Origin of the sequence: Halarcobacter bivalviorum (assembly GCF_003346815.1) — a bacterium.
In the GTDB taxonomy this organism is placed as follows: domain Bacteria; phylum Campylobacterota; class Campylobacteria; order Campylobacterales; family Arcobacteraceae; genus Halarcobacter; species Halarcobacter bivalviorum.
This window is the reverse complement of the sequence record NZ_CP031217.1, coordinates 1726045-1746151: the sequence shown is the minus strand read 5'-3', so window position 1 is coordinate 1746151 and position 20107 is coordinate 1726045. Positions and strand designations below refer to the sequence as shown.

Annotated in this window: 18 protein-coding genes; 15 read left to right on the top strand and 3 right to left on the bottom strand. The window is 27.6% G+C overall.

The window, feature by feature from the left end; translation table 11 throughout:
- Positions 1–4: 4 nt before the first annotated feature.
- The 7 genes from cybH to ABIV_RS08875 all read left to right on the top strand — a co-directional run bounded on the left by cybH (position 5) and on the right by ABIV_RS08875 (position 8768).
- Positions 5–673, top strand: coding sequence for a Ni/Fe-hydrogenase, b-type cytochrome subunit (gene cybH, locus ABIV_RS08905; RefSeq protein WP_114839547.1), 669 nt, complete (start codon positions 5–7; stop codon positions 671–673).
- A complete protein-coding gene (locus tag ABIV_RS08900; RefSeq protein WP_114839546.1) occupies positions 670–1230 on the top strand; it encodes a HyaD/HybD family hydrogenase maturation endopeptidase in 561 nt (186 codons plus the stop codon). Before cybH ends, ABIV_RS08900 begins: the two co-directional genes overlap by 4 nt.
- Positions 1214–2845, top strand: coding sequence for a hypothetical protein (locus ABIV_RS08895; RefSeq protein ID WP_114839545.1), 1632 nt, complete (start codon positions 1214–1216; stop codon positions 2843–2845). The genes ABIV_RS08900 and ABIV_RS08895 overlap by 17 nt, the downstream gene beginning before the upstream one ends.
- A gap of 9 nt (positions 2846–2854) precedes the next feature.
- Positions 2855–5083 (top strand): carbamoyltransferase HypF, encoded by a 2229-nt coding sequence (gene hypF, locus ABIV_RS08890; protein ID WP_114839544.1) that lies wholly within the window; start codon positions 2855–2857, stop codon positions 5081–5083.
- A 67-nt stretch (positions 5084–5150) separates the two neighbouring features.
- Positions 5151–6758: a hypothetical protein gene (locus ABIV_RS08885; protein ID WP_114839543.1), complete on the top strand. Its 1608-nt coding sequence runs from the start codon at positions 5151–5153 to the stop codon at positions 6756–6758.
- Positions 6759–6922: 164 nt separating this feature from the next.
- Positions 6923–8269 carry a sodium-dependent transporter gene (locus ABIV_RS08880; RefSeq protein ID WP_114839542.1) on the top strand — a complete coding sequence of 449 codons (1347 nt, stop codon included), beginning with the start codon at positions 6923–6925 and terminating at the stop codon, positions 8267–8269.
- 82 nt (positions 8270–8351) lie between these two features.
- Complete coding sequence (locus tag ABIV_RS08875; RefSeq protein WP_114839541.1) at positions 8352–8768, top strand: hypothetical protein; 417 nt, start codon at positions 8352–8354, stop codon at positions 8766–8768.
- An 18-nt stretch (positions 8769–8786) separates the two neighbouring features.
- Here the strand turns inward: ABIV_RS08875 and ABIV_RS08870 are convergent, their stop codons facing one another.
- The 3 genes from ABIV_RS08870 to ABIV_RS08860 form a co-directional block, all read right to left on the bottom strand.
- Positions 8787–10982, bottom strand: a complete 2196-nt coding sequence (locus ABIV_RS08870; protein ID WP_228254280.1) for a methyl-accepting chemotaxis protein — start codon at positions 10980–10982, stop codon at positions 8787–8789.
- 190 nt (positions 10983–11172) lie between these two features.
- Positions 11173–11472: a DUF3817 domain-containing protein gene (locus tag ABIV_RS08865; protein WP_114839540.1), complete on the bottom strand. Its 300-nt coding sequence runs from the start codon at positions 11470–11472 to the stop codon at positions 11173–11175.
- A gap of 75 nt (positions 11473–11547) precedes the next feature.
- A complete protein-coding gene (locus ABIV_RS08860; protein WP_114839539.1) occupies positions 11548–12198 on the bottom strand; it encodes a hypothetical protein in 651 nt (216 codons plus the stop codon).
- Positions 12199–12318: 120 nt separating this feature from the next.
- Here ABIV_RS08860 and hypB point away from each other — a divergent pair, with 120 nt between their 5' ends.
- The 8 genes from hypB (at position 12319) to ABIV_RS08820 (ending at position 20107) form a co-directional block, all read left to right on the top strand.
- Positions 12319–13107: a hydrogenase nickel incorporation protein HypB gene (gene hypB / locus ABIV_RS08855; RefSeq protein WP_114840487.1), complete on the top strand. Its 789-nt coding sequence runs from the start codon at positions 12319–12321 to the stop codon at positions 13105–13107.
- Between the two features lie 163 nt (positions 13108–13270).
- Positions 13271–13555, top strand: a complete 285-nt coding sequence (locus tag ABIV_RS08850; RefSeq protein ID WP_114839538.1) for a HypC/HybG/HupF family hydrogenase formation chaperone — start codon at positions 13271–13273, stop codon at positions 13553–13555.
- A 1-nt stretch (position 13556) separates the two neighbouring features.
- Positions 13557–14702: a hydrogenase formation protein HypD gene (hypD, locus tag ABIV_RS08845; protein ID WP_114839537.1), complete on the top strand. Its 1146-nt coding sequence runs from the start codon at positions 13557–13559 to the stop codon at positions 14700–14702.
- 186 nt (positions 14703–14888) lie between these two features.
- On the top strand, positions 14889–15878 hold the full coding sequence (gene hypE, locus ABIV_RS08840) for a hydrogenase expression/formation protein HypE (protein ID WP_114839536.1): 990 nt from the start codon (positions 14889–14891) through the stop codon (positions 15876–15878).
- An 8-nt stretch (positions 15879–15886) separates the two neighbouring features.
- Entirely contained in the window at positions 15887–17539 is a 1653-nt protein-coding gene (locus ABIV_RS08835) for an enoyl-CoA hydratase-related protein (protein ID WP_114839535.1), read from the top strand.
- On the top strand, positions 17532–17873 hold the full coding sequence (hypA, locus tag ABIV_RS08830; protein WP_114839534.1) for a hydrogenase maturation nickel metallochaperone HypA: 342 nt from the start codon (positions 17532–17534) through the stop codon (positions 17871–17873). Before ABIV_RS08835 ends, hypA begins: the two co-directional genes overlap by 8 nt.
- A gap of 95 nt (positions 17874–17968) precedes the next feature.
- Positions 17969–19084, top strand: coding sequence for an ABC transporter substrate-binding protein (locus ABIV_RS08825; RefSeq protein WP_114839533.1), 1116 nt, complete (start codon positions 17969–17971; stop codon positions 19082–19084).
- A gap of 126 nt (positions 19085–19210) precedes the next feature.
- Positions 19211–20107 (top strand): branched-chain amino acid ABC transporter permease, encoded by an 897-nt coding sequence (locus tag ABIV_RS08820; protein ID WP_114839532.1) that lies wholly within the window; start codon positions 19211–19213, stop codon positions 20105–20107.

Below are 20107 nucleotides of genomic sequence, written 5' to 3'. Positions count from 1 at the left end.
AGTCATGATAAAAAAACATTATGAGTTCTCGTTTTGGGTTAGAGTTACTCACTGGGTAAGAGCTATAGCAATTGTAGTTCTTACTTTTACTGGGTTTTATCTTGCAATTCCTTTTATTGCACCAGCACTTAATCAAGGAGAGCCAAATAACTATCTATATGCTTTAATGAGATCATGGCATATTATTTTTGGTTTCCTTTTAATTGCAGTTACAATAGGAAAATTTTATCTATTTTTATTTGATAAACAAAGTAAGATAGAAAGAGTTTCTTTTTGGGATTTTATTAATCCAAAAGTTTGGGTTAAACAGATTAAATACTATTTATTAATAGGAAAACATGCAAGATTAAAAGGTGTATATAATCCTTTACAATTTGTTGCTTATTTAGGTGTATATATTACTTTAGTAATAATTTGTATTACAGGTTTAATTTTACATATTCATGTTTATCATGGAGGTCTTGGTGGATTTTTATATGATTATTTAAGACCATTAGAAGTTATGTTAGGTGGACTAGCTTGGGTTAGACAACTTCATCATATAGCTATGTGGTTTTTTATAATCTTTTTACCAGTACATATTTATCTTGCAATTTTTAATTCTGTTTATGGAAAAAGTGGAGCAATGGATTCTATTATTTCTGGTTATAAATGGGAAGATGAACATAAATGAATATTTTAATATTAGGAATAGGAAATATCCTATTCCAAGACGAAGGAATAGGGGCTCACTTTATTCATTATTTAGATGAAAAATATGAGTTTGAAGCTAAAGAATCTACTGTTAGTATTGTTGATGGTGGTACTTTAGCACAAAGACTTATTCCTGAAATTGTAAAATATGATGAGGTTATTGTAATTGATTGTATTGATGCAGATAACTCAAAACCTGGAGATGTTTATTTCTTTGATTATCATAAAGCTCCTTCTTTTATCAATTGGCAAGGAAGTGCCCATGAAGTAGAGATGCTTCAAACACTTAATATGATTGATATGAATAAAGATTTACCTCAAACAAATGTATTAGGAGTTATTCCAAAAAGAGTAGCTGATGATACTACTTTTGAGTTAAGTAAAGAGATTATTGATGCCGTTAAATTAATGGAAGAAGTAATAATTAAACATCTTCAAAAATTAGATATTGAAATGAAGATTAAAAGAGAAGTGACAATTGAAGAGATTGCTCAAATCTCTTTTAAAAGAGATATTATAAATGGTCCTAAAATATAAATTTAAATATAAAGCTACAAATAAAACTTATGTAAATATTTTATACTCTATTGTAGAAAAGTATGAGTGTGAGTATAAAATCTTGCAGGATTTAGAGCATGTTTATTTATTAGTTGAAGCACAAGATGAAAAAATTATAGAAGAGTTATCAAATGACCTTTCTAAATATTTACCAATGTCAATTTACTATGAAGGACTTGAAGTTGATGTTGTAAAAAAAATGCCACAAATTGAGTCAATAAAAGCAGAAGTGAAATCCTTAAACTCATTTTGTCCTTCTTGTTTAGAAGAAGTAGAAAAAGAATCAAGTGCGAACTTTTATAATGCTTTCAATTTCTGCAAGACCTGTAGTACATTTGAGAATGCTACATTTATTTTAGATAATAAAGAAGAGAAATCATCAAAAGAGTTATTTGAAAGATTAGCTTTTTTAATAAATGAAAACAAACGAATAAAAATAAAAAGTGTTAGTGGGATATTTGTTTTCAAAAAACTTGAATCTCTTGAAGATGTAGATGTTCTTTTATGTACTAATTTAAAAAATATTTCAAAATTAGTAGTAGAAGATAAACAAGCAATTGTAGCTCTTGCAAGTATTGAAAAACCTCAAATTAAATTTAGAATAAATGAAATTTATAAGATGAAAAATCAAGCTATAAAAGAGAGTATAGAAATAAGAGTTGCAAATGATTTAACTCTTTATTTACTCTCTAAAGAGCTTGAAAAATATGAAATAGATTTTTTACAAATAGAAGATGAAAATTCTTCTTATAATAGTTTTTTAGATGTAAAAGCTGATGTTGAAGTAAATATTGATATTCCAAAAATTATCTATTGTGAGAATAAGAAGCTTATACTTGCTTCAAACTCTTATCCTAAGAATCTTGATGTGATTTATGAAAGATTTGAAGAAAAAAATAAAGCTCAATTTATGACTGTTTTATCAGAAAATATGCTTTTTGATAAAGCAATTTTAAACTTCTATCTTTCAAGAAAAAATGATGATAGATTTACTTTTTATTCTGAAGAGTTAAATGGTTTTGTTGATATTTCAAAAAGCTTTTCTTTACCTAAAGATATGAGTGAACTTTATAAACAAATAAGTGAATCAAAAAGTGGAGATAGACTTTTAGAAAACTATAAAAAGAAGTTTTCGCTTGAGTATGAAAACTCTTTATCTTTTGATTTTAAAGCTTTAGGAATAAAATCATTTTTATCATATTTTAAAGTAGCAAAAGAGATTTTAGGTTTTGAAAATGAGATTTTGATAAATGCACAAAATTGTCATTTAGAAAAAGGACCTAGAGTTGATTTTAAAATGATAGAGAATGAAAAACTCTCATTAAGAGAGTTTGATTATGTTTCTATGTTTAAATCAGCAATGAGTTTTAAACTAGCAGGAGTAGATGAAGTTACTCTGTCTTTAGGTTTTATTGATAGTTTAGCTAGTTTTATTGCAAGTGAAGTTGATAATATAAATGACTTTTATGAAGTTGAAGGTGTAAGTTTATGTGGTGATATGTTTACATATGATATATTTACTAAATTAGTTTTAAAAAATATTACAAAGAACTATAGAATCCATTTCAATAGGGAGTTTGTAATAGATAAATAAAGAGGTTAAATGCTTACATATAAAATTAGAGTAAAAGGTATTGTTCAAGGAGTTGGATTTAGACCTTTTGTTTTTAATTTAGCCTCAAAATATTCTATAAATGGTTGGGTAAATAATGATGAAAAAGGAGTAAATATACTTGCTTTTTCATCAAAAGAAAATATTGAAAACTTTATAAAAGAGTTAAAAGAAAACCCACCACCTCTTTCAAAAATTGATTCTATAGATATAGAAGAATTAAACTCAACAAAGATATATACGAAATTTGAAATAAAAAAAAGTGAAACAAATAATAACAAATCAACAATTATAAGTCCTGATATGGCTATTTGCCAAGATTGTATTGATGATATAAATGATGAATCAAACTTTAGAGCAAACTATGCTTTAACAAATTGCACCAACTGTGGACCAAGATACTCTATAATTAAAACAGTTCCCTATGATAGATGTAATACTTCAATGGCAGAGTTTATACTTTGTGAAACTTGTAAAAAAGAGTATGAAGACCCAACAAATAGAAGATATCATGCTCAACCAGTTGCTTGTGAAAAATGTGGACCACAAGTTAAACTTTATGATAAAAATAATGAGAAAATCCTTTCATCTTTTAAAGCTATAAAAGAAGTAGCAACTTTAATAAATAGTGGAAAAATAGTAGCCATAAAAGGCTTAGGTGGCTTTCATTTAGTTTGTGATGCAACAAATGAGGAAGTTGTAAATATTTTACGGCAAAGGAAAAATAGACCTACTAAACCCTTTGCAGTGATGTTTAAAAGTATAGTGCAAATAAAAGAGAATACCTCTTTAACAAAAAAAGAGGAAGAGCTTTTAACTTCAAAAGAGAAACCCATAGTTTTAGTTAGAAAAAAAGATAAGAGTAGTTTATCAAATAGTGTTGCCCCAAATATAAATAGGTTAGGGTGTTTTCTTCCATACACACCTTTACATCATCTGCTTTTTAGGTTTTTAGATAATCCAATAGTTGCAACAAGTGCAAACTTAAAAGATGAACCAATCATAAGATTTAAAGATGAAGTCTTAGAAAAACTTGGAAATGTTATAGATTTTGTACTGGATTTTAATAGAGATATTGTAAATGCTTGTGATGACTCTGTTGTTCAAGTTGTAAATGATGAGATTTCTAAATTAAGAAATGCAAGAGGTTATGCTCCTACTTCTTTGAAATTAGAGAAAAAAGTTTCTAAAAAAATATTAGCCCTTGGTGCAAATCAAAAATCAACCATAGCTTTAGCCTTTGAAGATAATCTTATTTTATCACCTCATATTGGGGATTTAAACTCAATTGAGTCAATGGAGTATTTTACAAGGACTATTGAGACTTTTAAAAACTTTTATGATTTTGAGCCTGATTTAATAGTTTGTGATAAACATCCAAATTATGAGAGTACAAAATGGGCAAAGAGTTTAAATAAAGAGCTTATTTTTATACAACATCATTATGCTCATATCTTGTCAACAATGGCAGAGTATAAGTTAAAAGAAAAAGTTCTTGGTTTTGCTTTTGATGGAACAGGATATGGAGATGATGGAAATATTTGGGGTGGAGAGGTTTTTATTTGTAATAATAAAACCTATGAAAGAGCCTATCATCTAAAATATTTTAAACTTTTAGGTGGGGAAAAGGCAGTAAAAGAACCTAGAAGAGTTGCATTATCCTTACTTTTTGATACTTTTACTTTAGAAGAGGTTTTATCTTTAGATAATAGTATTGTAAAGCAGTTTAGTGAGCAAGAAATTAAAATGTTTCATATGGTTTGGTTAAAAGGTTTAAATACTCCTCTTACTAGTTCTATGGGAAGACTATTTGATGCAATAGCATCTTTGGCTAATCTTGTACATTTTCAGAGTTTTGAAGGGGAAACTGGACTTGCAATTGAACAAAATTATGATGAAACTATTGTTGAGAGTTTTGATTTTGAAATTATTGAAAAGCAAATTGACTTATCCCTGATGATTAAACAAATAGTACAAGAAAATGATATAAAAGTTATTTGTTCTAAATTTTTAAATACTTTAGTTAAAATAATTTTAACTATCTCAAAAAATCATGAAAATTTACCACTGCTGTTTAGTGGTGGAGTCTTCCAAAATAAAAGCTTATTAGAACAACTATCAAAGGCTTTAAATCATAAGCAAATAAAATATTACTATTCAAAAGAAATTCCTTTAAATGATGGGGGAATTTCAGTTGGGCAAATCTACCATTCTTTATAATATATAATATTATAATAATATATAAAGAAATATTATTTTAAAATATAAAAAACTATAAGGAAGAAGAATGAAAAGTTTGTCAATTATATTTGGTGCAATTACTTCAGTTTTTATATTTACCGGATGTTCTGTAAATGTTCAGAATATAAATAATGTTTCTAAAAAAGAAGATTATTCTAAATTAAATGAGATAACAATGATTGGTTATAAAAAAGGAACTGAAATTAAGTATCGTAAAAGGACACTTAATAAATGTAAAGCTGATTATGAGTTAATTAGTAATAAAGTAATGAAGCTTGCTTTTTTAGAAGAAAAGTTTATTATGAGAGATATTGATATTAAATTTATAACAGATAATAGTGAGCCAATATCAAGAGTTTTAATAGTAAGACCTGCTTTGTATAATTGTGCATATAAATTAGTTGATGTTGAAGTTTCTCTTTATGATATAGAAGAAGTTACTCAAAAATGGAAAAGTCAAGAAAAGAAAAATAGTATAAAAGATTTAACAGAATTAAAAGATAGTAATATTATTTATAGAAAAGTTCTTACTCTTAACCAAGCTGATATTATGAAAAAAGATAGTGATATTCTTGCAGAAACTATAATAAAAGCTTTATCAAAGGTAATTGACCTTCCTAAAGTAACAAAAGATCTTGAAACTGTAAAAAAAGAGCAAGCACTTAAATATATAAGTTGTGATAATGCCCCTACAGAGTTTGGTTTATGGCAAAAAAACAATGGGACTTTATGTATTGGAAAGATTGGACTGCAAAAAGCTAAGCAAAAATTTTCACAATCAAGTAATGATATATTTAATATGGCTACAGGACAAAAGCATTATAAAATAGATAATACTACATGCAAAGATTTAGTTTTAACTTATGCAAGCGGAAAAAAAGAAGATGATACTGTTAGTTTAAGAGATACATATAAAAATCAATTATTAAAATATTATGATAATAAATGTGAAATAGATAATATAAATGAAGTTAATTTTATTTCTTGTAAAAAAGATAAAATAAAAGAATATTATTTGGAAAACAGTAAAACTTTTGAAAATAGAATTTATGATAAAAACCTAGTTCAAATGGATGAAATGTGTTTTAATAAATTTAAAAAAGCTTTTACTTTAAATAAAAATACTCAATTATGGCAAACTATTTATGGTTCAAATAATTTAGGGTGGAATACTTTTGGAGATAATAGTTTAACAAAAACAAAGTATGATATAAATGGATATGATATAAATGGTTGGAATAAAGAAGGAATTAATAAAGATACTCAAACAAAATATGACAAAAATGGTTTTACAAAAAATGGTGAAAATAAGTATGGAATTGATAAAGATGGATGGAGCCCAGTACTTAAAAAATTTGTAAAAACAAAGTCAGAAAAAGATAAAATCTCTACTTTTAAAGTAAGAGATTTCAAATCATTTTCTACAAATGATTTATATAATAGGTCTAACTATGATAAAGTTTACTTATTAAAAGAAAATGATGGTATGAAGTTAGTAGCTGAACAAAAAATTAAAAATAATGATAAAGTAGTAATGATAAAAAAATACTTTTTTAAAGGTAGAAATAAACCTATTTTTAATTTAAAAGATCCTAGTGCTCCTGCTTTTGAAGCAATAGAATTTGAAAAAATAATAGAAGAAAAAGTTAATTAATAAAAATTAAACCTAGGAGCTACTATTATCCTAGGTTTATAACTAAATAATATCATTTATCATAAATATAAAGTTTTTTCAAAATTTCAAAAAATTACATAAAAGTCACAACTTTATTTAACTTAAATTTTGCTAGAATCGTTGCTTTGTATTAAGGAGAAGCATTGATTACTTCAAGATTTAGTAAACTAGGATTCATTTTAGCTGCTGTAGGATCGGCAGTTGGTTTAGGTAATATCTGGAAATTTCCATATGTTACTGGAGAGTATGGTGGTGGTGCATTTGTACTTGTTTATTTAATTACTGCACTTTTTATTGGTGTTTTTGTTCTTATTTCTGAATTAGTTATTGGTAAATTAGGAAGAAGTGATGCTGTAACTATGTTTGAAACTTTAGCAACAAAACATAAAAAGTTATGGAAATATGCAGGTTTTATTATAATTGTTCCATTAATTATTCTTGCTTATTATTCTGTTGTTATTGGTTGGATTTTCCATTATATTGCAATCTCTATTCAAGGTTTACCTCAAACAGTAGAGCAGTCAAAAGATATTTTTATAGGTCTTTTAACTACTGATATTCAGACTCAATTACTTTATCATACTGTTGTTTTTGTATTAGTTACTGCAATTATTTTACAAGGTATTAAAGACGGAATTGAAAAAATAAATAAAATTTTAATGCCATTATTAGGTATTATCTTAGCAATTTTACTTGTTTATTCAATTAATGTGGATAGTTTCTCTAAAGCTTTCCAATTTATGTTTAACCCTGATTTTACAAAACTATCTTCTGAAGCAGTAGTTGTTGCAATTGGACAAGCATTTTATACACTATCTTTAGGTATGGGTATTATTATTACATATGCAGCTTCATTACCAAAAGATAGTAATGTTGTTAAATCATCTATTTTAATCTCAATTATTGATACAATGGTTGCAATTGTTGCTGGTCTTATCATCTTTACTCTTTTATTTGATAAAGGAGCTGAATCAACAAAAGGGGCTGGATTAGTATTTATCTCTTTACCATCAGTATTTTATGAGTTTGGTTCAATTGGTTCTTTTTTAGCATTATTATTTTTTATTGCTATTGCTTTTGCTGGTATTACTTCTGCAATCTCTATGTTAGAGCCAACAGTAGAGTATTTTGAAAATAGATTTAACTTCTCAAGAATTAAAGCTGCAATGATTTGTAGTATTTTCTTTTATGTATTAGGTATTGCTGCACTATTATCTAATATTGAATCTTACTCTTCTGTTCTTATGATAGGAGAAAAGGGTTTATTTGATTGGTTAGATTTTGTTTGTTCTACAATTTTAGTACCAATAGGTGGAATCTTAGTTGTTGTATTTATTGGACATTATATGGATAAAGAAGCAGTTGAAAATGAGCTTATTCCATTAATGGGTACTGCTTTAACAAAATTCTGGTTCTTTATGGTTAGATTTGTAATTCCATTTGCACTAATCATTGTAATTTTAAATGAGACAGGAATTTTTAAATTCTAATCTAAAAAAATGTACAATTAGAAAAAATAAAAAGCAGAGGCTTAGGTCTCTGCTTTTTTTATAAACTTTAAAAAGGAAACAGATGATTAAAACAACTAATGAAATCTCAACTGAAGATGGATATTCAAGATATAATTTTTTTGAAATACATCCAGATTTAGAAGCTATAATTCATAAAGATTATCAAAAATATGGAACTAAAGATTTTGATAGAGATGAGTATTGTGAAGAGATGTATAAACAAAACTTTTATGATAAATATGATGAAGTAGCATATAAAGAAGTTTATGAAAGATATATCAATAATCAAAATTTCAAAGATAAAGCAAAATTTATTTATAGCATTATTGATTTTGATAAGTATAAAGAGTTTGTAGCTTTAAATGAGACAATTGAAAATCCAGCTGAGTTAATTATTTCATATAGTATTTTAGATAATTCTGGAGTAAAAGTAAATATTTATAATATCTCAATAAGTGATATTGCTTTTGTATTTTAAATAAATAGTTAGAATTTTCTAACTATTTATCTTAATTGTATTTTTCCCTTCAAACTCTTTTTCATCAGCATTTTTTACAATAGTATTGGCAATTTCTGAGGTATTGATTGCAATATTTTGTGTCTTGCTAGCAATTTGTACATTGTTTTGTGTTTGTGTATCTAAAGAGTTAATAGCACTATTTATTTGTAAAATACCTATTTGCTGTTCTCTTGATGCATTTGAAATATCAGAAATAAGTTCTACAGTTTCATTGATATTCTCTTTTAAATTTGAATATCCTTCTTTCATCTCATTTGCTATTTCTTTACCTTCATTTGCTTTTATTGTTGCAGTTTCTACTAAGGTTTTTATCTGTTTTGCAGCTTCTGCTGATCTATTTGCAAGATTTCTTACTTCTGCTGATACCACAGCAAAACCTTTACCTGCTTCTCCAGCTGTTGCAGCTTCAACTGCTGCATTAAGAGAAAGAATATTTGTTTGAAAAGCAATTTGGTCTATTACAGAAATAGCTTCATTTATGGAACTAACTTGTTTATCTATTTCATTCATAGCTTCATTTGTTTTAAGGGCTAAGCTTTCTCCTTTATTTGCAGAGTTTGTTACATTTTTTGTTAAGTTATTCATTTGAGAGATTTTATTTGTTGTAAGAGCAATATTACTTGTAATCTCTTCTAAAGCAGAAGCTGTCTCTTCTAATGATGTTGCTGCTTCATTTGAACTTCTATTTAAAATATCAACATTTCCTAAAAGAGTTTTTGCACTATCATTTAAAACTAAACCATTTTTTTTGTTTTCAATTAACATTTTTGTAATAGAGATACCCAAACTATTTACTCCTGTAGCAAGTTTTTCTAAATGCTCTTTTATCCCTTTTGTATCGACTTTTTTAAGATAGTTGTAGTTTGAGAATTCTTCTAAAACATCTAAAATATTCTCAATATTATTTTCTAAAGTATTTCCCATATTATTTAATACATCTTTTAATTTATTTAAAGAGGGATTAGATACTTCAGTAGTGATTCTTTGACATAAGTCTCCTTGTTCAAACTCACTTAGAACTAAAACAGTCTCTTCTATTATCTTTTTATCTTCTTCAATACTCTTTTTAGTTTTTAAAATATTTTTATTTACTATTTCTGCCATAATTCCAATCTCTGTTTTTGAATTACTTTTAAATAATTCAATATCAGATATTTCTCTATTAACATATTTAAAAAAGTTTAATAAACCTTCTTGGAACTCTTTTAATTCACTACTAATATTTCTAGGAATAAAAATTGCTATTAATGCAATAAAAGTAAGAACAATAATAGAAACAAGAGTTAAAATAATTTGAATAGCACTATTAGTACTTGAAACATCATTTCCTATAAAAGTTTGTTCTTTTTTAACAGACTCTTTTATTGTTTCTGCTGTTTGAGCTATTTTTGGTTCTAAAATATTCATCTTATCAATAAAACTATTTGTTATATTAATTGCTTCTGTAATACCTTTTAAATCACTAATATAAAAGTTTATAAACTTAGTAGCCTCTTCAAAACTTTCAATATTATTTTTATTTTGAAGTTGTTCATTTATTATGGCAATTCTTTTTTTAAGTAAGGTAAACTCTTTTTTTGCTTCTTGATTATCTACTTCCTTACTTGAAATTAGAAACTTTGTTGTATGTAATCTTGCTAGAAGCAAAGTTCTAATACTTTGTGCTACTTCTAATGCAGTATTTGAGTTATTGCTTTTTTCAACTTCTTTCATAATTGAAGTTAAAAGTGATTCAATATTTTTTCCATATACACTTAGGTTTGTAAAGAGTTCATCTCTTAGACTCATATAAATAATTACATCTGCAAACTGTTTTTTGTACTCATTCAAATCAGTTTCCATCTCTTTGATTAAAGTAGCTCTTCTCTTATCTTCTACGCTACTTTTTACTTCTTTTATATATTTTTCATTTATATTAAAATAAGTCATAAATTCATCAATGTTTTTTTGTGAGCCTGTACTTATAAAATCTTTTACATTCATTTTTAAAATAAGCATATTAGCTTGAATTTGATTTATTAAGTGGGTTTCATTTGACATAGTTCTATAGGTTTTAAACCCAGTTATAGATTTGTCAATTCCAAAAATACTATATGCACTTACAAGTATAAGTAAAATAGAGATTATCGAAAAAGCGATAGTTAGTTTTCTTTTAATAGAAAAATTATTCATTTTTACTCCGATTAAAATTGATAATGAATATCAAAAAGAATTAATAAAAAGTAAAATAATAATTAAAAAATAAAAAAACTAGCTTAAAAATAAGGTATTTTGATTATAAATATTAGAATATATTATAAAGATAACAAATTAATAATAAAACCACTTTTTTAGTGGTTTTATTATGTAGGAATTATGTAGCTTAACTATTGATTTTAAGAGGCTTTACTCTTCTTTCAATAATAAAAGCTCCAAAAGGAATTAAAGATAAAACAAATAGTTGTAAAATAAATCCATTTTCCCACTCTTCTTTAATTTTTGCTTCTAAAAGAGAAATCATAAAAATAATAAATAAAACTCCGTGAGCCATTCCTACAATTTTAACTAATGATGGTTCTCCACCAATATATTTTATTGGCATAGCTATAAATACTAAAATTAAAAATGATAAACCTTCAATAGCAGAAATTACTCTAAATCGTCCTAAAGCATTACTAAGCATCTAATTTTTCCTCAACTTTTTATGAAATTATATTGTAAAAGGATTATACTTTGTTTAGAGTGGAAATTAAGTGTACTAATTAAAGTATAGATTTTTTAGGATTTTTATTTGCTCATTTTGTAGATAATTAAATTTGAATTCACACTCTTTTAAATAGAAGAAGAAGTTTTCTTCATCTATTCCTTTATACTTACGAAGATTCTTTTCTAAATATTTCCAAAAAATATTTAAAGGAGTAGAGTATGAATCTTTTGAAAAAACTTTATGCCATCTTAAAAAGTTTTCAAAAGTTTTGTTGTCTTCTTCATTGTTATAAACTGGAAGTTTTGGCATAAGTAGAGTATAGATTTTTTCATTTGAATAAAAACCTATAATATTTATTGCATTGTATAAAGACTTTTTTTTGATTTTTTTCTGTTTATCTGTAAAATAATAAAACTCTTCATATGAACTATTATCTTTGATTGAAGAATGATAAGCATCTTCTAGATAGTTTGCAATAAGTTTTCTAAAAAGGTCATATCTATTTTTGATTGTACGGTAATTTACATTTAAAAGTTTTGCACATTTGTTTGCACTAACTTGATTACAAAAAAACTCTATTACATTAATATCTGTTTCGAATTTTTTTACAGAAAACTTTCTTTTACAAAAGGAGCATTTTTTGTAATTGTCTTGTAAGTCATATAAATGTTTGTTGTTGCAAAAGGGACATCTTTTTATCATGGTAACAATTCTACTATTTTTGTCCTAAAAGTACATAAGTCTAGGATGATATTAGCTAAATTTCAGTTTTCTGTAAATAAACTGCTATATATAAATGAATATTCATTAAAAGGAAAAAATATGTGTAAAGATTGCGGTTGTAGCATCACAGACCATCACCATCATCATAGTCATGAACACTCTCATGACCATAGTCATTCTGATTCAGCTTCTCATCAAGCTGCTCATGAAACACTTCATCATAACCCACAATTAAATGATAGTAAAACAGTTGCAGTTATAAAAAAGATTTTAGATAAAAATGACCATGAAGCTGCTCATAATAGAGCACATTTTGATAAACAAAATGTTTTAGGTATCAATCTTATGTCAAGCCCAGGAAGTGGAAAAACAACTCTACTAGAGCATTTAGCACCTTTAGTTGATTTTAAATTTGGTGTAGTTGAAGGGGATTTAGAGACAAATAAAGATGCTGATAGATTAAAAGCAAAGGGAATTAAAGCTGTTCAAATTCAAACAGGAAGTGCTTGTCACTTAGATGCCTTTATGGTTCATAAAGGTTTACATGATATGCCTTTAGAGGACTTAGATGTATGTTTTGTAGAAAATGTTGGTAACTTAGTTTGTCCAGCTTCTTATGATGTGGGAACTCATTTAAATATAGTTTTAGTATCTGTACCAGAAGGGGAAGATAAAATTGCTAAGTATCCAGTAATGTTTAGAACTGCTGATTTAATTCTGTTTACAAAAGTAGACTTACTTCCATATTTTGAATATGATTTAGAAAAAGAGAAAGAGTGTGCAAGAAAATTAAAACCAAGCGTTGATATTTTAGAAGTTTCTACAAAAGATGAAGATAGTTTAAAAGCTGTTGTTGAGTGGATTAATTTTAAAAGAAAGATGAGATAAGCGTAATTCATTACGCCCTTTAGAGTTTGCTTCTTTAAATGGAATTTATTTCCATTGGTAAAAGAAGTTATTAAATATATAGGTCCCTTGCAAGGTACCCTAAAAAAATCTGATGATTTTTTTAGGCACCGATAATGGGACATTTTTTAAGGAGAATTAAAAGGTGTGTTTATCAATCCCTTCAAAAGTAACTCATATAGATGAGGAGAATAATATTGCAACTGTAGATACTATGGGAGTTGAAAGAAAAGCTTCTTTAGACTTAATAGATCAACCAGTTGTTGTTGGAGATTATGTATTAATCCATATTGGTTTTGCAATGAATAAAATAGATGAAGAGGATGCTTTAGCCTCTTTGGAAGTTTATAAAGAAATAATAGAAAAAATGGAAGAAGAGGAGCGTAGGCAAGCTATACTAGAAGATGATGCTTGCGCAAATAGAGGCTAAAATGAGTCAATTAAAGCTAAAGGATTTATATGATGGGTTTAGAGACCCTGAGACAATAAAAGCTTTTAAAAAAATCATTGAAGAAGATGCTAAAAAACTTGAAAAACCAATAAATATTATGGAGGTTTGTGGTGGACATACTCATACTATTATGAAGTATGGAATACCTCAATTATTACCTTCAAACATAAACTTTATACATGGTCCTGGATGTCCTGTTTGTATTATGCCAAAAGAGAGAATAGACCATGCATATATTTTAAGTATGCAAGAGGATGTAATCTTAGTAACTTTAGGGGATATGATAAAAGTACCTGGAAGTAATGGAAGTCTGCAAGATGCAAGAAGTAAAGGTGCTGATGTAAGATTTGTATACTCTCCTATGGATTGCATAAAAATTGCAAATGAAAATCCAAATAAAAAAGTTATCTTCTTTGCTATTGGTTTTGAGACAACTACACCTATGACTGCTGCTTTATTAGATGTTGTAATAAAACAAGATATAAAAAATATATACTTTCATATAAATCATGTGACAGTTCCTGAGGTAATGAAAGAGTTGATAGATAGTAGAGATGAACATGTTGATTCATATAACCATCAAATAGATGCTTTTTTAGGACCTTCTCATGTTTCTGTTATTAGTGGAAGTAAAATATATGAAGAGTTTCCAAGAGATTATAATAAACCAGTAGTAGTTGCAGGTTTTGAGCCAGTAGATGTAATGCAATCAATCTTAATGATAATTAAACAATTTATTGAAAATAGATGTGAACTTGAAATAGAGTATAAAAGATTAGTCTCTTATGAGGGAAATATAAAAGCACAAGAATTAATCAATAAATATTTTAAAAAAAGCTCTTTATTTAAATGGAGAGGTTTAGGAAATATCAAAGATTCTGGACTTAAACTTAGAGATGAATATTTAACATATGATGCAGAACATATTTATAAAGATATTTTACCTATAGGGGAAATAGAAGACCATAAACTTTGTATTTGTGGAGATATTTTAAGGGGAATGGCAACTCCTCCTGAGTGTACTATTTTTGGAACAGCATGTAAACCAAGTACTCCTATTGGTTCTTGTATGGTGAGCAGTGAAGGTGCTTGTGCGGCATACTATAAATATGGTAATCTCTTATAAAAGGATATTAGACTTCATCTTTATATATTATTTCATCGTTGAATCTAAAAATTTAAATAGTCATTTACTAGAAGTAAACTTCTACTTAAATTTTTAGCTCTGTCTTGAACTAGAAATAAAATATAAAATCTACTATCCTTTTATATAAGAAGAATAATTAAGAATAAATAGTTAAAGAGAAAAGAAATGAAAACAATAACTTTAGCCCATGGAAACGGTGGACAAGAGAACAATGAACTTATTTCAAAGGTTTTTTATAAAGCCTTTAAAAATGATATTTTAGACAAAAGTGAAGATGCAGCAGTTATTGAAGATGGTAATTTAGCTTTTTCAACTGACTCTTTTACTGTAAGCCCTCTATTTTTCAATGGAGCAGATATAGGAAAATTAGCCATTTGTGGAACTTGTAATGACTTAGCTATGATGGGTGCAAAACCTAAATATTTAACTTGCTCTGTTATTATTGAAGAGGGTTTTGATAAAAGAACTTTAGACAAGATTGTAAAGAGTATGAAAGAGGAGCTTGAAGTAAATGGTGCAATTATTGTAAGTGGTGATACAAAGGTAGTACCAAGAGGTAGTGTAGATAAAATCTTTATAAATACAACTGGTATTGGAGAAATACAATATAAAGGTATTAGTTCAAACAATATTACAAGTGAAGATACTATCTTAGTAAGCAGAGATATAGGAGCACATGGAGCAACTATTTTTGCAAGCAGAGAAGGTATTGATATGAATACAAACCTAAAATCTGATTGTGCTTCACTTTATCCACAAGTAAAAGCTTTAATTGATGCAGACCTTAAAATAACTGCTTTAAGAGATGCTACAAGAGGTGGAGTTAGTGCCGTTTTAAATGAGTGGGCAAAACAATCTAATATCTGTATCGAAGTAGAAGAGGCTTCTATTCCAATATCTGATGAGGTAACTGGTATTTGTGAATTACTTGGTTTTGAAGCAATGGCTTTAGCAAATGAAGGAACATTTGTACTTGCTATTAAAAATGAAGATGCACAAAAAGCTTTAGAGATTTTAAAACAGACAAATGAAACAGCTTCAATTATAGGTTCTGTATCTGCTGAACATCTTGGAAAAGTTGTATTAAACTCTGCTTGGGGAACAAAAAGATTTTTAGAGTTACCAACTGGTGAATTACTACCAAGAATTTGTTAAGAGTTTAGATGAAAATCCTACTTCTTATTAGCTCTTTTAATTCCTTATCTCAAAGAGTATTTTGTGAATTAAAAGAGTTAAACTATGAAGTTCGTATATGTTTATCTTCACAAGAAAACTTAATAGAAGAGATAAAAGAGTTTAACCCTTCACTTATTTTTTGTCCCTTTTTAAAAGAGTATTTAAAAGAAGATATAACTTCAAACTATTCTACTTTTATTTTACACCCTGGAATTATTGGAGATAGAGGTCATCAATCTTTAGACCATGCTATTAATGATGAAAAAAAACAATGGGGTGTGGTAATATTAAAAGCAAATGAAGAGTTAGATGCAGGAGATATTTATGCAAGTTCTAACTTTTTTATGAGAGATACAAGTAAAGCTTCAATCTATAGAAATGAAGTTTGTGATGCTACTTCAAAAGCTTTAAAAGAGTTACTTATTAATCTAAAAAACACAGAGTTTAAACCCATACCACAAATAAAAAATGAGATACATCCAAGATTAACACAAGAGAATAGAAAAATAGTTTGGGAAAAAGATACAACTCAAGATATTATCAAAAAAATAAATATGAGCGACTCTTATCCTGGCGTAAAAGAGGAGTTTTTTGGAATCACTTGTTTTCTTTATGGAGTACACAAAGAGAGTAATTTTAGAGGCAAACCCAAAGAGATAATAGCTAAAAGAGATGGAGCTATTTGTGTTGGAACAATTGATGGAGCTGTTTGGATAAGTCATTTAAAAGAAGAGAATAGGTTTAAATTACCTGCTACTTATGTTTTAAAAGAGAAGTTAAAAGGTGTAAAAGAACAAAGAATACCTTTAATCCTAGAAAATAAAGAAGAAACCTTTTATGAGATATATGTAAAAAGAGAAGCTGAGATTGCTTACTTATATTTTAATTTTCATAATGGAGCTATGAATTCAGAACAAGCAATAAGACTAAAATATGCAATTGATTTTTTAAAAGAGAATTGTAAAGTTCTAGTTCTTTGTGGAGGAGAAGAGTTCTTTTCAAATGGAATACATCTTAATATTCTTGAAGATAGTAAAAAACAAGGAGAAGATGGCTGGAGTAATATAAATGCAATGAATGATGTAGTTAAATCAATTCTTTTTGCAGAAGATATTATAACAGTTGCCTCTTTTTCAAAGAACTCTGGAGCAGGGGGAGTTTTTTTAGGACTTAGCTGTGATTATACTATTGCAAAAGAGGGCGTAGTTTTTAATCCTCATTATAAAACTATGGGATTAACTGGCAGTGAATATCATACATATACTTTTTATAAAAGAGTAGAAAAAAGTGTAGCTGATGAGATTCTTACAAAAACTATTCCTATAGGAAGTAAAAGAGCAAAAGAGATAGGAATGCTTGATGAGGTATATAAAGAAGAGGACTATGAACAAAACTTAGAAAAGTTTTGTCAAAGCCTAATCGAAGATGAAGAGAGTTTTGAAATTTTTATAGAAAAAAAGAGTGATTTTCTTTTTGAAAATGAGTCTAAGATAGAATTATGTAAAGAGAAAGAACTAAAAATAATGTATCCAGAATTTTGGGATAAGAGTAGTACCTTTCATAAATTAAGAAATGAGTTCATTTATAAAAAAGAGCATAAAGAGAGTTTAGAAAGATTAAAGGAGTTATCAAATGCATGAATATTCAATTGTTCAATCACTTTTAGAGTCTTGTGAAGAGCATGCAAGACAAAATGAATCAACAAATGTAACAAAAGTTATTGTTAAAATAGGAGTATTATCAGGAGTAGAACCAGACTTATTACAAACTGCATTTGATACATTTAAAGAGAAAACAGTATGTGAAAATGCCGACTTTATAATAAATAGACAAAAAGTTGTAATTACTTGTTTATCCTGTGATGAAGAATCAACTCTTGAAAAAAATGAGTTTGCTTGTCCCAAATGTAACTCAACACAAGTAAAAGTTATAGATGGAGAGGATATGTATTTAATGAGTTTGGAAATGAACTAATTTTTTATACTATTTTTCTATAATTTATACACAATTTATAAAAACTTTTTGCTTTTTTATGCTAATGTATTAAGTATTTTTTTTAAGGAGAGTGTATGAAAAAAGTAATTAGTTTAGCTCTTGCTTCAGCATTAACTGCTGGTGTAGCAATGGCAAAGGAGATTAAAGTTGGTGCAGTTATGCCTATGTCAGGTCCTTTAGCTGCATACGGACAAGTAACAAACTTAGGTGTTGAGTTAGCACACAAACTACAGCCTACGTTAAAAAATGGGGATACAGTTAAAATAGTACTTATTGATAATAAAGGTGATAAAGTTGAAACTGCAAATGCAACGACAAGACTTATTTCATCTGATAATGTAGTAGCTATTTTAGGTGCATTAACATCTACAAATACAGCACAAACAATTGCAATTGCAGACAAGAAAAAAGTTCCAGTAATTGCTTCTGTTGCTACAAATGATAAATTAACAGCAAGAAGAACATTTGCAAATAGAGTTTGTTTTACTGATTCATTCCAAGGGGAAGTAGTTGCAAATTATGCAAAAGAGCAAGGTTATAAGACAGCAGTTGTTGTAGTTGACCAAGCACAAGTTTACTCTTTAGGTTTATCTAAAGCTTTTGAAAAAGCATTTAAAGATAATGGTGGAAAACTATTAAAGAAAATTAAAGTTACATCTGGGGACAAAGATTTTAAAGCAGTTGTTTCTCAAATTAAAACATTAAATCCAGACTTCTTATTTTTACCTTTATATCATCCAGAAGCTTCTATGATTGCTAGACAATCTAAACAGTTAGGTTTAGAAAAACCAATGTTTAGTGGAGATGGTGTTGCAAATCAAACATTTATTGATTTAGGTGGAGAGTCAGTAGAAGGTTATATGTTTACAGACTTCTTTGATTATACAAATCCTCCATCACAAACTTCAGCAGAATTTATTAAATTCCATGAAAAAGAGACTGGTAAAAAAGAGGTTAACTCATTTACAGCACTTGGAGCAGATACTTATAATATCTTAATTGATGCAATGAACAGATGTGAAGATCCAACTGATTCAATTTGTGTTAATAATGAAATTAAAAAGACTACAAATTTTGATGGTGTTTCAGGGAAAATCACTATTAATAATGAAGGTAATGCAACAAGATCAGCAGTTATCAAAGAGATTAAAAATGGACAAGCAGGTTTTAAAGCAACTGTAAATCCATAATTTATTTTTACTTCAAAAAAGTCTAGCAAATGCTAGACTTTTTTTTTACAATAAAAAAAGTTATTACATTACAATTACAAATTACTTTTTTTATTGTATTTATTATGACAAGAATCGGGGAAAAGAATGGATATAACAACGTTTATACAACAAATGGTAAACGGTTTTAGTTTGGGTAGTATGTATGCCCTTATTGCAATCGGTTACACAATGGTTTATGGGGTGTTAAGGCTTATTAACTTTGCACATGGTGATATTATGATGGTTGGTGCCTTTTTAGGTTATACATTTATTTCAATTTTAGGATTACCTTTTCCTATTGCAGTTTTACTTGCAGTAGTTTTATCAGCTTTAGCAGGTATTATCACAGATAAAATTGCATATAAACCTTTAAGAGATGCACCTAGAATTTCTTTATTAATTACAGCAATTGGTATCTCTTTTTTCTTAGAAAATGCCTTTACAGTATTTGCTGGTGGAGTTCCAAGAGCTTTCCCAGTTCCCGAATATATGGAAAATATCTTTACTGTAGCTAATATCACTTTTTCAGTCTCTTCTATTATGGTTCCAGCTGTTACTTTATTTTTATTAGTAGGAATTTTATTTGTTTTATATAGAACAAAATACGGAATGGCAATTAGAGCTTTATCATTTGATATAAAAACAGTAAATCTAATGGGAATTGATGCAAATATGATTATCTCTATTGTTTTTGCACTTGGTTCTGCACTTGCAGCTGTTGGTGGAATTTTCTGGGTTGTAAATTATCCTTCTGTTGAACCTATGATGGGTGTTTTAGTTGGACTTAAAGCCTTTGCCGCAGCAGTTGTTGGAGGTATTGGTTCTGTAACTGGTGCTGTTTTAGGTGGATTTATTATTGGATTTACTGAAGTTGTTGTTATCGCTTTTTGGCCTGAATTAGGTGGTTTTAAAGATGCTTTTGCTTTTATTTTCTTAATTTTTGTATTAATTTTTAAACCAACTGGAATTATGGGTGAAGATTTAGAAAAGAGTAGGTTTTAA